Origin of the sequence: Mycolicibacter virginiensis (assembly GCF_022374935.2) — a bacterium.
Classification (GTDB): Bacteria; Actinomycetota; Actinomycetes; order Mycobacteriales; family Mycobacteriaceae; genus Mycobacterium; species Mycobacterium virginiense.
Map to the genome: position 1 here is coordinate 1,637,831 of NZ_CP092430.2, position 13,713 is coordinate 1,651,543.

At 67.4% G+C, this 13,713-nt stretch carries 10 protein-coding genes; all 10 read left to right on the forward strand.

Translation table 11 applies throughout. From position 1 onward, the window contains the following. The 10 genes from mobA (at position 1) to rne (ending at position 13,660) form a co-directional block, all read left to right on the forward strand. Positions 1 to 573 carry a molybdenum cofactor guanylyltransferase gene (gene mobA / locus MJO54_RS08040; protein ID WP_065152206.1) on the forward strand — a complete coding sequence of 191 codons (573 nt, stop codon included), beginning with the start codon at positions 1 to 3 and terminating at the stop codon, positions 571 to 573. Positions 574 to 1,407: 834 nt separating this feature from the next. Next, complete coding sequence (locus MJO54_RS08045) at positions 1,408 to 1,731, forward strand: transglycosylase family protein (protein ID WP_207543238.1); 324 nt, start codon at positions 1,408 to 1,410, stop codon at positions 1,729 to 1,731. A 94-nt stretch (positions 1,732 to 1,825) separates the two neighbouring features. Continuing rightward, entirely contained in the window at positions 1,826 to 3,082 is a 1,257-nt protein-coding gene (locus MJO54_RS08050; protein WP_240175781.1) for a saccharopine dehydrogenase family protein, read from the forward strand. A 99-nt stretch (positions 3,083 to 3,181) separates the two neighbouring features. Further along, positions 3,182 to 3,772 carry a DUF937 domain-containing protein gene (locus tag MJO54_RS08055; RefSeq protein ID WP_064888925.1) on the forward strand — a complete coding sequence of 197 codons (591 nt, stop codon included), beginning with the start codon at positions 3,182 to 3,184 and terminating at the stop codon, positions 3,770 to 3,772. Between the two features lie 445 nt (positions 3,773 to 4,217). Further along, positions 4,218 to 5,417 carry an IS30 family transposase gene (locus tag MJO54_RS08060; RefSeq protein WP_240175953.1) on the forward strand — a complete coding sequence of 400 codons (1,200 nt, stop codon included), beginning with the start codon at positions 4,218 to 4,220 and terminating at the stop codon, positions 5,415 to 5,417. Between the two features lie 85 nt (positions 5,418 to 5,502). Then, positions 5,503 to 8,142, forward strand: coding sequence for a valine--tRNA ligase (locus MJO54_RS08065; RefSeq protein ID WP_046286664.1), 2,640 nt, complete (start codon positions 5,503 to 5,505; stop codon positions 8,140 to 8,142). Further along, positions 8,139 to 9,554, forward strand: a complete 1,416-nt coding sequence (folC, locus tag MJO54_RS08070; protein WP_192830655.1) for a bifunctional tetrahydrofolate synthase/dihydrofolate synthase — start codon at positions 8,139 to 8,141, stop codon at positions 9,552 to 9,554. The genes MJO54_RS08065 and folC overlap by 4 nt, the downstream gene beginning before the upstream one ends. Beyond that, positions 9,551 to 9,901, forward strand: coding sequence for a DUF4233 domain-containing protein (locus tag MJO54_RS08075; protein WP_046286663.1), 351 nt, complete (start codon positions 9,551 to 9,553; stop codon positions 9,899 to 9,901). Before folC ends, MJO54_RS08075 begins: the two co-directional genes overlap by 4 nt. Before the next feature lie 85 nt (positions 9,902 to 9,986). Continuing rightward, entirely contained in the window at positions 9,987 to 10,433 is a 447-nt protein-coding gene (gene ndk / locus MJO54_RS08080) for a nucleoside-diphosphate kinase (RefSeq protein WP_046286666.1), read from the forward strand. Between the two features lie 296 nt (positions 10,434 to 10,729). Continuing rightward, complete coding sequence (gene rne, locus MJO54_RS08085) at positions 10,730 to 13,660, forward strand: ribonuclease E (protein WP_105295504.1); 2,931 nt, start codon at positions 10,730 to 10,732, stop codon at positions 13,658 to 13,660. The last annotated feature ends 53 nt before the right edge of the window (positions 13,661 to 13,713 follow it).

Below are 13,713 nucleotides of genomic sequence, written 5' to 3' on the forward strand. Positions count from 1 at the left end.
ATGACTGCCGGTCGGTTGGCCGGTGTCGTGCTGGCCGGCGGCGCTTCGCGCCGGATGGGCCGCGATAAGGCCACTCTGACCCTGCCGGGCAGGTTCGCCGGTCTCACCCTGGTGGAACATCAGGTCTCGCTGCTGGCGCTGCGCTGCGATCCCGTCTTCGTGGTTGCCGCCCAGGGCCAGGTGCTGCCGGAGCTCGCTGCGCAGGTATTGCACGACGAAGTGCCCGGGCTGGGTCCGTTGCCCGCAATCGGGCTGGGGCTGCATGCGGCGGCACAGGCCGGCGCCCCACGCGCCTTCGTCTGCGCGGTCGACATGCCTTTTCTGACAACGGATTTGATCGACGCGCTGACTTCTCCGCTGGCCGACGTCGTGCTGCCGCACGCGGATCGCGACCACTATCTGGCCGGGACGTATCGCACCGCCCTCGCCGACACCGTCGATGCCTTGGTCGCCTCCGGGGAACGCCGGGTGGGCGCGTTGATCGACGTGGCCGACGTCCGGCGGATCGTGCTGGCCGACGCGTCCCCGCTGGCCAATCTCAACTCCCCGGACGACGTCGCAGGCCTGCGGTGAGTCCTACAGCAGCAAATTAGATTTTGGGCTCAGCAAAAACGCTATTCCGTCGGTTCATGAATAACGAGATAAACCATCTTCTTATCTGCGCGAGATGCAAATAATATTGGCGTGATGGCAAATCGGTGTTCCGGCTGACCTGTCTTGGGGTTCCGGAAACGCTTGTGGCGCAAGGCAATTGATTTGGGCCTCGATACGTGTCGGACGTTGGGTCGAGCCGGATCGCGGCGTCGATTTCTCCTGGTCGAGTAACTCGCCGGTTCGATGGCCGCGGTTCTTTCGCCTGCTTGACACGCTTCGGTCGGCTCCAGTTCCATGACCTGCGACAAGTGAGGCAGATGATGCTGTTGATGCCCCTGCAGCGAGCGACTTTTGGGGCCGCGGAGGATCGGTCGACCTCAAATCCGCTCATTTCCAGTGGTCCAGCCCACAAAAAACCCGTGATCTGACTCACGCTCGCCGCGGCGCTCCGCCGCGTTGACGGAACACCTAAAGCCGGTGCTGACCTGCTGTAACCATTCTCGGCGGCGGTGTGATGGTTTCGTTATCTGTCCGAAATATTCGCGACATGCGGTTGGACTTGTCGCATGAACGTTTCGTAAGTTTCCCTCGCCCTAATGCGAGGCAAACAAATTGAATCGACGGAACCGCGTGTGAGCGGGGCCGCGGGCGGCCCCTCGAACGCCGCCGCGGTGCCGGGTGTCATCCCGGCGGGCGCACTGCCCCCGCTGTCGTGCCTGACCTAGACGGCACGTCTCGAAAACCACTTCCGCCTGGGGCTCAGGCATGCCAGCCCACTTGCACTTCGGCGCGCGCACTGCGAAAGGAACGATGTTGAAGAACGTCCGCAAGCCCCTCACCCTGGCCGCGATCGCCGGTGCCATGATCACCGGCGCGGTCGCCCTGTCCGACGCCACCGCCAAGGCGGACAGCGTCAACTGGGACGCCATCGCGGCCTGCGAGTCGGGCGGCAACTGGTCGATTAACACCGGCAACGGCTACTACGGCGGACTGCAGTTCAACGCCGGCACCTGGCGCGCCAACGGTGGCAGCGGCATGCCGCACAACGCCAGCCGGGCCGAGCAGATCCGGGTTGCCGAGAACGTTCTGCGCAGCCAGGGCATCGGTGCCTGGCCGGTGTGCGGCCGTCGCGGCTGACCATCCCGCTAGCGCTAGCGACGACGGCGCCGGGCGAGCAGCCCGGCGCCGTCGGCGTCGGAACGGACCCCGGCCGGCGAGTAGCGTCGGGCGTGTGCCTGACACGCCTCGTGAGCTCGACATCATCCTCTATGGAGCTACCGGTTTCGCCGGGAAGCTGACCGCCCAATACCTGGCCCGCGCCGGCGGCGCCGCCCGGATCGGGTTGGCGGGCCGCTCGGCGGAACGGTTGCGCGAGGTTCGCGACCACCTCGGATCGCCCGCCCAAGACTGGCCGATCGTGGTGGCCGATGCCGACAAACCGGCGACCCTGGAGGCGATGGCGGCCCGCACCCGGGTGGTGATCACCACCGTCGGCCCCTACACCCGCTATGGAATGCCCTTGGTTGCGGCCTGTGCTGCGGCGGGCACCGATTACGCCGACCTCACCGGCGAGGCGCTGTTCGTGCGGGAGAGCATCGATCGCCACCACAAGCAGGCCGCCGGCAACGGCGCGCGCATCGTGCACGCCTGCGGCTTCGACTCACTTCCGTCGGATATGAGCGTCTATGCCCTGTACCGGGCGGCCCGCGACGACGGCACCGGCGACCTGCTCGACACCGACTACGTGGTGCGAGGTTTCTCCGCCGGGATCTCCGGAGGCACGCTGGCCTCGATGGTCGAGGTCCTCAGCGCCGCGGCCAACGACCCGGCGGCCCGACGCCTGCTGAATGATCCCCACACGCTCAGCTCCGATCGGTCCGCCGAGCCCCGATTGGGCCCCGAGCCGGACCTGTTGTGGCGGCGGGGTCGGGACATCGCGCCAGAACTGGACGGAATCTGGACCGCCGGCTTCGCCATGGCGCCCGTCAACACCCGCATCGTGCGGCGCAGCAACGGACTGCTGGACTGGGCCTACGGGCGTCGCTTCCGCTACGCCGAGCACATGAGCGCCGGCTCGTCGGCCGCGGCACCGGTGCTGTCTGGATTGGCGACCGGGATCGGCAAGCTGACCTTCGGGATCGGCGGTCACCTCTTGGGGCTCGTGCCGGCCGGATTGCTCGAGCGGGTGTTGCCCAAGCCGGGCACCGGCCCCAGCCGCAGCCGCCGGGAGAACGGCTACTACCGCATCGAGACCTACACGACCACCAGCACCGGCGCCCGCTACCGGGCGGACATGGCGCAGCGAGGTGACCCCGGCTACCAGGCCACTTCGGTGCTGTTGGGCGAGTGCGCGCTGGCGTTGGCGCTGGACCGCGACGCATTGCCCGACCAGTTCGGCGTGCTCACCCCGGCGGCCGCGATGGGCGATGTGCTGCTGGCCAGACTGCCTGCGGCGGGAGTGACGCTAGAGGTTTCGCGGCTGCGCTGATCGGGGCCGATTGTTCGGGTGCCGGTCGCTGAATCTTTCCGCTAGTGTCGATTTCGACCGCTGCCCCTGGCAGCACCCCAGCGAAGAAGGTGGAATCTCATGGCCGGCCTCGACGATCTTTTCGCTCAGATCCCCATCCAGGACATCGCCAACCAGCTCGGCGCTGACTCGGGTGAAGTGGACAGCACCATTCGTACCCTGGTGCCGGTGCTGGTCGGCGGCTTGAGCGAGAACGCCCAAGACCCGGGCCAGGCCAACAGCATCGTCAACACCGCTGCCACCTTCGCAGCCCAGGGACTGCTGGACAACGCGCTGGGCGCCAGCCAGTCCGAAGGCCAGCAGGTGATCTCCACCATCTTCGGCGGCAACGACACCAGCCAGGTCGCCTCGGCGCTGTCGGGTGCCGGCGCGGGCAACAACGACCTGCTGCAGAAGCTGCTGCCGATCATTGCGCCGATCGTGCTCGCCTACATCGGCAAGCAACTGAGCGGCCAGAAGGCCGAGCCGGCCCAGGAGCAGGCCGCCGGTGGTGGCGGTCTCGGTGACGTCCTGGGCAGCATCCTGGGCGGCATGGCCGGCGGCGGCGCCGCCAAGAACCAGTCGATGGGCAGCATCCTGGGCAATGCCCTCGGCGGCAAGACCGGCGAGGCGATCGGCGGCATCCTCGGCGGGTTGCTCGGCAAGAAGTAGCGCGTCAGCGCAGAGCCCCCGAACCGACCAGGCGGGTTCACATGGTCGTCGCAACACTCTCGATTGAGAGGTTGCGGCGACCATGTCGTTTTTGGAGGACTGTGCGCGGTTCGGTGACCAGCTAGCGAAGTTGGTCGATGCTGGGGTTCCGGTTAAGGAGGCTGCGGTCGCGGTCGGCCTGTCCCGTGACCGGTGCTATGCGATTCTGCGGGCCATCGGCCGGCCGGCCGGGCAGGCCCGGGGTCCTGGCAAGCGTGGTGATCAGCGTGGGGTTGCCGATCGGGACATCATCGTGGCCGTATTCGACAAGACGGGCTCGATCAATCAGGCGGCAAAAGCCTGTCGGGTATCGCATTCGGTGGCGCGTCGAATATTGGTCGTCGAGGGTCTGGTCACCACCGAGAAGATCCCGCCGAAGGGCAAGGACGAGGCCAAACGTCGTTGCATGGAGCTGCTCGCGGCCGGCTGGTCAACCGCGCAGGCAGCTCGTGAGGTCGGTGTGAACGTACGGACCGCGCGGGACTGGCGCCAGGGGATTCGCCACGTCAACAACACGCGGATCTATCCCGATGGCCGGGTCGTGGACTACAACCACGGCACCGTCTACAAACAGCCTGTGACCAGTGTGACCTGCGATGACACCGGGCCGCCGGCGATTGACGGCCGGTATCTGTCGATCGAGGATCGGGTAGCGATCGCCGAGGGCCTGCTCGGGAGGGATTCGCTGCGGGCGATCGCCGACCGGATCGGCAAGAACGTCTCCACCGTCTCGCGGGAGGTCCGCAGACACAGCATTGATGGCCGATACCTGCCGTATCAGGCCGATCGTGTGGCAGTGGCGGCCCGGGCGCGGCCCAAGGGGTTCAAACTGGTGGTGAACACGGTCCTGCGGGAGGCGGTCGAGGAAGGCTTATCGCGCAAGCTCTCACCGGAGCAGATCTCGCGCCGCCTGCGCCGGGATCATCCCGACGACGAGAGCATGTGGGTGAGCCACGAAACGATCTACCAGGCCCTCTACTTCCAGGCCCGAGGTGGCTTGAAACGAGAAGTGCAGCAAGCACTTCGGACCGGACGAACGAGACGTAAACCGCACCGCAAAGACGGCGAACGCTATCAGCGGTTCACCGACCCGATGGTGATGATCAGCGACCGCCCCGCCGAAGTCGAAGACCGTGCGATCCCCGGGCATTGGGAAGGCGATCTGATCACCGGGGAGAAGAACCAGACCGCGATCGGCACCCTCGTCGAGCGAACGACGCGCTACACGATGCTGCTGCACCTACCGGGCGGGCATGACGCCGAGACCGTGCGCGATGCACTGATCGCAACTATGAGCACCCTGCCGGCACATCTGCGGGGGTCACTGACCTGGGACCAAGGCGCCGAGATGGCCGGGCACAAGCAGTTCAGCATGGCCACCGACATGGCCGTCTATTTCTGCGATCCGGCCAGCCCCTGGCAGCGTGGCAGCAACGAGAACACCAACGGACTGCTGCGGCAGTACTTCCCCAAAGGAACCGACCTGAGCATCTACGGACCCGAAGACCTCGAACACGTCGCCCAAGAGCTCAACAGCCGCCCACGCAAAACGCTCGGCTGGGATACCCCAGCCGAGCGCCTGCGTGATCTACTACTGGCCAACTAGCCAGCAGTGTTGCGACGACCCCTAGAAACCGGCTCAGGTTCGGGGGCTTTGTCGTCTTTCGGGAGCGCATTCCTAGAATTGAGCGGTGACTGACACTCCCAACGCCGCCAACGCCGATCACCTGCCCAAGTCGTGGGAGCCGGGTGCGGTCGAGGACGCGATCTACCAGCGTTGGGTGGATGCCGGCTACTTCACCGCGGACCCCACCAGCGACAAGCCCGGCTACTCGATCGTGCTGCCCCCGCCGAACGTCACCGGGAGCCTGCACATGGGGCACGCGCTCGACCACACCCTGATGGACGTGTTGACCCGGCGTAAGCGGATGCAGGGCTACGAGGTGTTGTGGCTGCCGGGCATGGACCACGCCGGCATCGCCACCCAGAGTGTGGTTGAACGCCAGCTCGCCGCCGACGGCAAGAGCAAGGAAGACTTCGGCCGCGAACAGTTCATCGAGAAGGTGTGGGACTGGAAGCGAGAGTCCGGCGGCACCATCGGCGGCCAGATGCGCCGGCTCGGCGACGGCGTGGACTGGAGTCGCGAACGGTTCACCATGGACGAGGGCCTGTCGCGGGCGGTCCGCACCATCTTCAAGCGGCTCTACGACGCCGGGCTGATCTACCAGGCCGAACGACTGGTCAACTGGTCGCCGGTGCTGGAGACCGCGATCAGCGATCTCGAGGTCAAATACGACGACATCGAGGGCGAGCTGGTGTCGTTCCGCTACGGCTCAATGGACGACACCCAGCCCCATATCGTGGTGGCCACCACCCGGCTCGAGACCATGCTCGGTGACACCGCGATCGCGGTGCATCCCGACGACGACCGGTACCGCGACCTGGTGGGCAGCTCACTGCCGCACCCGTTCTTGGACCGTCAGATCGCCGTGGTCGCCGACGCCCACGTCGATCCCGAATTCGGCACCGGCGCGGTCAAAGTCACCCCCGCCCACGACCCCAACGACTTCGAGATCGGTCTGCGCCACCAGCTGGACATGCCGACGATCCTGGATAAACGCGCCCGGATCACCGGCACCGGAACACAATTCGACGGCATGGACCGGTTCGAGGCGCGTGTCGCGGTGCGTGAAGCGCTGGCCGCGCAAGGCCGCATCGTGGCCGAGAAGCGGCCCTACCTGCACAGCGTCGGGCATTCCGAGCGCAGCGGCGAGGTCATCGAACCGCGACTGTCCATGCAGTGGTGGGTCGACGTCTCCTCGCTGGCCAAGGCCGCCGGTGACGCGGTCCGAGACGGCGACACCGTCATCCACCCGAAGAGCCTGGAGCCGCGCTGGTTCGGCTGGGTCGACGACATGCACGACTGGTGCATCTCCCGGCAGCTGTGGTGGGGACACCGCATCCCGATCTGGCATGGGCCCAACGGCGAAAAGGTCTGCGTCGGCCCGGACGAGACCCCGCCGGAGGGCTGGGAGCAGGACCCCGACGTGCTGGACACCTGGTTCTCCTCGGCGTTGTGGCCGTTCTCCACGATGGGCTGGCCGGATGCCACGCCGGAGCTGGAGAAGTTTTATCCGACAAGCGTTTTGGTGACCGGCTACGACATCCTGTTCTTCTGGGTCGCCCGGATGATGATGTTCGGGACCTTCGTCGGCGGCGACGCCGCGCTGCCCGAAGGCAAGGTGCCGTTCCGCAATGTGTTCCTGCACGGCCTGATTCGCGACGAACACGGCCGCAAGATGAGCAAGTCCCGCGGTAACGGGATCGACCCGCTGGACTGGGTGGAGATGTTCGGCGCCGACGCCCTGCGGTTCACCCTGGCCCGCGGAGCGAGCCCCGGCAGTGACCTGTCGATCGGTGAGGACCACGCCCGCGCGTCGCGCAACTTCGTCACCAAGCTGTTCAACGCGACCCGGTTCGCCCTGATGAACGGCGCATCGCCGGCGTCGCTGCCGCCGGTCGGGGAGCTGACCGACGCCGACCGCTGGATCCTGGGGCGCCTGGAAGAGGTTCGCGCCGAAGTGGATTCGGCGTTCGAGGGCTACGAGTTCGGGCGGGCCTGCGAGGCGCTGTACCACTTCGCCTGGGACGAGTTCTGCGACTGGTACGTCGAATTGGCCAAGACCCAGTTGGGGCAGGGGCTGACGCACACCACGGCCGTGCTCGCGGCGGTGCTGGACACCCTGTTGCGGCTGTTGCACCCGGTGATCCCGTTCGTCACCGAAACCCTGTGGCAGGAGCTCACCGGTGCAGAGTCGCTGGTGATCGCGGACTGGCCGGCCCCGTCGGGCATCGCCTTGGACCAGGTGGCTGCGCAACGGATCACCGACATGCAGAAGCTGGTGACCGAAGTGCGCCGGTTCCGCAGCGACCAGGGCCTGCGTGACCGGCAGAAAGTCTCGGCCCGGCTGACCGGCATCGACGACGCCGACCTGGCCACCCAGGTTGCCGCGGTGGCGTCCCAGGCCTGGCTGACCGAGCCGGGGGAGGACTTCGCGCCGTCGGCCACCGTCGAGGTGCGGCTTACTCGCGGAACGGTCGTCGTCGAACTGGACACCTCCGGCACCGTCGACGTCGTCGCGGAGCGTCGCCGCTTGGAAAAGGACCTGGCCACTGCGCGTAAGGACCTCGAGGCCACCTCGGCAAAGCTGGGCAACGACGAATTCCTGGGCAAGGCGCCTGAGGCGGTGGTCGAGAAGATCCGGGCCCGCCAACAGCTGGCCCGCGACGAAGTGGAGCGCATCACCGCGCGCCTGGCAGGCCTGACGTGACCGATCATCCGATCGGCGCAGGCGAGCCCAGCCCGGACGAGATCGCGGCCCTGCTCCAAGTCGAGCACCTACTTGATCAGCGTTGGGGCGAGACCAAGATCGAACCCAGCCTGACCCGCATCAACGCCCTGCTTGAGTTGCTCGGCTCGCCGCAGCGCGGTTACCCGTCCATTCACGTGGCCGGCACCAACGGCAAGACGTCGGTGGTGCGGATGATCGACGCGCTGCTGACGGCGTTCAGCCGTCGTACCGGGCGCACCACCAGCCCGCACCTGCAGTCGGCGGTCGAGCGCATTGCGATCGACGGCCAGCCGATCAGCCCGGCGCGCTATGTGGAGACTTACACCGAGATCGAGCCCTTCGTGCAGATGGTCGATGCGTCCTCGCAGGCAGACGGGGGACCGGCCATGAGCAAGTTCGAGGTGCTCACCGGGATGGCGTTCGCGGCATTCGCCGACGCCCCCGTCGACGTCGCCATCGTGGAAGTCGGCATGGGTGGTCGCTGGGACGCCACCAACGTCGTGGAAGCTCCGGTCGCCGTCATCACCCCCATCGGCATCGACCACGTCGACTACCTCGGTGAGGACATCGCCGGGATCGCCGAGGAGAAGGCCGGCATCATTCACCGCTCGTCGGACGAACTGACCGACACCGTGGCGGTGATCGCCCGTCAGGTGCCCGAGGTGATGGAGGTGCTGCTGGCGCAGTCGGTGCGTGCCGACGCCGCGGTGGCACGAGAGACCTCGGAGTTCGCGGTGCTTAGCCGCCAACTCGCGGTCGGCGGGCAGGTCCTGGAACTGCAGGGTTTGGGCGGGGTGTACTCCGACATTTTTCTGCCGCTGCACGGCGAACACCAGGCCCACAACGCGGTGCTGGCGCTGGCGGCGGTGGAGGCGTTCTTCGGCGCCGGGGCCGAGCGTCAGCTCGACGTCGAGACCGTTCGGGCGGGATTCGCCGCGGTGCGCAGCCCCGGCCGGCTGGAGCGGATGCGCAGCTCGCCCACGGTGTTCATCGACGCCGCGCACAACCCGGCCGGCGCCGCCGTATTGGCCCAGGCTCTGGCCGAGGACTTCGACTTTCGGTATCTGGTCGGTGTGGTCAGCGTGCTTGGCGACAAGGACGTCGACGGCATCTTGGCCGCGCTGGAACCGGCGTTCGACCGAATTGTGGTGACCCATAACGGATCTCCGCGTGCACTGGATGTGGAGACGCTCACCCTGGCGGCGGCGCGATGGTTCGGCGACGACCGGGTGGTCACCACCGAGACGCTTGAAGATGCGATCGACACCGCTACCGCACTGGTCGACGAATTCGATTCCGAGGGCGAAGCGTCAGGGGCCGGCATCGTGATCACCGGCTCGGTGGTCACCGCCGGTGCGGCTCGCTCTCTGTTCGGGAAGGACCCCGCATGACCGGCCAGCCAGATGCTCCCGACCCGTGGCGGGGCTTTCGCGGCGTGATGGCCGCCACGCTGATCCTCGAAGCCATCACGGTGCTGCTGGCGCTGCCGGTGGTCAGCGTCGTCGGGGGCGGTCTGACACCGTTCTCGCTGGCGTATCTGCTCGGCCTGGCACTGGTGCTGCTGCTGTTCGCCGGCATCCAGGGCCGCAGCTGGGCGATCTGGGCCAACCTGGCGCTGCAGCTGGTGCTGGTGGCCGGCTTCGTGATTTACCCCGGGGTGGGCATCATGGGCCTGGTGTTCACCGCGGTGTGGGCACTGATCGCGTATTTCCGTGCCGTGGTCTTGCGACGCTCGTGACGGAACCGGTGACCGGGGCCGGTACGCTGTCGCCGTGCCGCTGGCGACGAAGCAAGGCGGAGCGATGGATGAGGAGCGGCGCTGCATGACTGAGCGGACTTTGGTACTGATCAAGCCGGACGGCGTGAACCGTCGGCTGGTGGGCGAGATCATCAACCGGATCGAGAAGAAGGGCCTGACGTTGGCGGCCCTGGAACTGCGGCCGGTGCAGCAGGCTGTGGCCCGGCAGCACTACGCCGAGCACGACGGCAAGGCGTTCTTCGCTTCGCTGCTGGACTTCATCACCTCGGGTCCCGTGGTTGCCGCTGTGGTGGAAGGGCCGCGCGCCATCGAGGCGTTCCGGCAGCTCGCCGGTGGAACCGACCCGGTAGCCAAGGCCACCCCGGGAACCATCCGTGGCGATTTCGGCCTGGAGACCCAGTTCAACCTGGTGCACGGCTCGGACTCGCCGGAGTCGGCCGAGCGTGAGATCGCGCTGTGGTTCCCCGACCTGAAGCCGTCGGCGTCGACGGATCCCATGACGCTGGCCTGACCCCGGAGTTAGTGCCTTTCGTCCGGCTCCTGTGGATTGTGTGGGATACTGACTAACGGGTGAACGTCACCGGACCGGTTTCCGACACCCGAATGAAGACTTCGGCGAGTGCGACGGTCGCGATATGTGATGCGGCGCCGATCGCCGGTTTTCATTCAGCCAGGCACCGAGTCGGTTCAACCCGAGCCCCTCGGAGCGAGACCACCACAAGCCCGGGGAAGTGAGCCGGGCCCATAACGAGAAGTCCTCGCGTGGCCGCGTCGCAACGACGCGCCCGGGGGCTTGAGGAGACGTACGTGGCAGACCCCTCTCTTTTTAAAGGCCCTGATTCAGAGGTATCAGCAGCACCGAGCGAGCACGAGGAGTTGCCCGATCGACTGCGGGTGCACTCGCTGGCACGGGTTCTGGGCACCACCAGCCGGCGGGTCCTGGATGCGCTGACGGAGTTGGACGGCCGGGCGCGCAGCGCCCACTCCAGCGTGGATCGCGTCGAGGCGGTGCGGGTCCGCGACCTGCTGGACTCGGCCGCCGAACCCGCTGTCACCGGACTGTTCCAGGAGGCCGGCGAGGCCGAGGCAACCGGCGAGGTCCCCGACGAGCCGGAGTCCCGGCTGCTGCTGGAGACGGCACCGGAGCCGGCCGCCGTGCGGGCTGACTACATGCCGTTGTTCGTCGCACCGCAGCCGGTCGCCTTCGAGCGCCCGGTGCCGCGCGACGTCGAAGTCGATTCCGACGACGACTCCGACGACTATGGCGACGACGACCTCGGCGGTTCCGACGCCGACACCGATGACGAGAACGGCGATCGGCCCGCCAACCGGCGCCGTCGCCGTGGACGCCGTGGACGTGGCCGTGGCCGCGGGTCTGAGGGGGCGGCGGCCGAGGACGCCGACGACGAGTCCGAGGACGACGACTCCACCGCGGAATCGGAGGAGGCCGGAGACGCCGAGGACGCCGCCGACGAGGAAGGCGGTTCGGCCGAGGACGCGGGCAACCGTCGCCGTCGTCGCCGCCGTCGGCGCAAGGCCGGGTCCGGCGAGGAAGAGGACACCGGGTCGTCGGACGACCCGCCCAACACCGTCGTGCATGAGCGGGCCCCGCGCGCCAAGAGCAGCCGAGCCGCCAAGAGCGACCGCGGCACCGGCGACGACGAGATCCAGGGCATTACCGGTTCGACACGGCTGGAGGCCAAACGGCAGCGCCGGCGCGACGGGCGCGACGCCGGGCGCCGCCGCCCGCCGATCCTCAGCGAGGCCGAGTTCCTGGCCCGCCGCGAGGCCGTCGAACGCCGGATGGTGGTCCGTGACCGGGTCCGAACCGAGCCGCCCCACCAGGGCGCCCGCTACACCCAGATCGCCGTGCTGGAAGACGGCGTGATGGTCGAACACTTCGTGACGTCTGCCGCATCGACCTCGCTGGTGGGCAACGTCTACCTGGGCATTGTCCAGAACGTCCTGCCGTCGATGGAGGCCGCCTTCGTCGACATCGGCCGGGGCCGCAACGGCGTGCTCTACGCCGGTGAGGTGAACTGGGAAGCCGCCGGGCTCGGTGGCGCCAACCGCAAGATCGAACAGGCGCTCAAACCCGGCGACTATGTCGTCGTGCAGGTCAGCAAGGACCCCATCGGACACAAGGGCGCCCGGCTGACCACGCAGGTGTCGCTGGCCGGTCGCTACTTGGTCTACGTCCCGGGCGCGTCGTCGACCGGGATCAGCCGCAAGCTGCCCGACACCGAACGTCAGCGGCTCAAGGAGATCCTGCGCGAGGTGGTTCCCGCCGACGCCGGCGTGATCATCCGTACCGCGTCGGAGGGCGTCAAGGAATCCGACATCCGCGCCGACGTCGAACGCCTCCAGGAACGCTGGACCCAGATCGAGGCCACCGCGGCCGAGACCAAGGGGAAAGCCGCCGGAGCCGCAGTGGCGCTCTACGAAGAGCCTGACGTGCTGGTCAAGGTGATCCGCGACCTGTTCAACGAGGACTTCTCCGAGTTGGTGGTCTCCGGTGATGACGCCTGGGCCACGATCAACGACTACGTGGGCTCGGTGGCCCCCGAGCTGGTGTCGAAGTTGACCCGCTACACCGCGCCGACGGGCCCGGACGGCCAGGCCGGTCCGGACGTATTCGCCGTGCACCGCATCGACGAGCAGCTGGCCAAGGCGCTGGACCGCAAAGTCTGGCTGCCCTCGGGCGGCACGCTGGTGATCGACCGCACTGAGGCAATGACGGTGGTCGACGTCAACACCGGCAAGTTCACCGGCTCCGGGGGCAACCTCGAGGAGACGGTGACCAAGAACAACTTGGAAGCCGCCGAAGAGATCGTGCGGCAGCTTCGCCTGCGGGACATCGGCGGCATCATCGTCATCGACTTCATCGATATGGTGCTGGAGTCCAACCGGGACCTGGTGCTGCGTCGGCTCACGGAGGCGCTGGGCCGCGACCGAACCCGCCATCAGGTTTCGGAGGTGACGTCGCTGGGGCTGGTGCAGCTGACCCGCAAACGCCTGGGCACCGGGCTGATCGAGGCGTTCTCGACGTCGTGTCAGCACTGTGCGGGGCGTGGCATTGTGCTGCATGCCGATCCGGTGGATTCGGCCGCGCCGGGACGTAAGACGGAGTCGGGCGGCAGCGGCGGCACCACCACCAGCAGCCGCCGCAGCAAGCGCTCGAAGAAGCCGAAGGTCGACGAACCGGCGGTCGTCAAGGTTCCGGTGCACACGCCCGGTGACCACCCGATGTTCAAGGCGATGGCTGCGGCCAGCGACCGACACGATGAGTCCGACGACGAGCACGAGACCGCGCCCGACGGCGACGAGCTGGTGGTGAACCTCGCCGAGCAGGGCGCCGAAGGCGCCGAGGAGGCCGACGGTCCCGACGAGGTGGCCACGGAGTCCCTGGAGTCTGAGGTGGCCGATGAGGACCTCGCCGACACCGAGGACGACGCCGACGACGAAGACGTCGATGAGGATGCCGACGACGCGGATGTCGACGACGACGAAGACGAAGACGCCGACGACGAAGTCGATCTTGACGATGACGACGACGAAGACTTCGACGACGACCTGGATGTCATCGATGAATCTGATGAATCCGACGAATCTGATGAAGACGACTCCGACGATGCAGAAGACGCCGAGGACTTTGACGAGCCCGAGGTGGCAGTTGCGGTGGTCGAGCGTCCACGTCGTCGGCGTGCGGCGGCCCGGCCGGCCGGGCCACCGATCTAACGTACTGCCGGTTTGACCCCTTAGCCGCTGGTCACGTACCCTTGACCAGTTGT

Bases quoted from the DNA above. Each gene is read 5' to 3' on its own strand.
- MJO54_RS08060 (WP_240175953.1), top strand. From the start codon at position 4,218: ATGGAGCTGCTCGCGGCCGGCTGGTCAACCGCGCAGGCAGCTCGTGAG.
- MJO54_RS08075 (WP_046286663.1), top strand. From the start codon at position 9,551: ATGACCGGCCAGCCAGATGCTCCCGACCCGTGGCGGGGCTTTCGCGGC.
- ndk (WP_046286666.1), top strand. From the start codon at position 9,987: ATGACTGAGCGGACTTTGGTACTGATCAAGCCGGACGGCGTGAACCGT.
- mobA (WP_065152206.1), top strand. From the start codon at position 1: ATGACTGCCGGTCGGTTGGCCGGTGTCGTGCTGGCCGGCGGCGCTTCG.
- MJO54_RS08055 (WP_064888925.1), top strand. From the start codon at position 3,182: ATGGCCGGCCTCGACGATCTTTTCGCTCAGATCCCCATCCAGGACATC.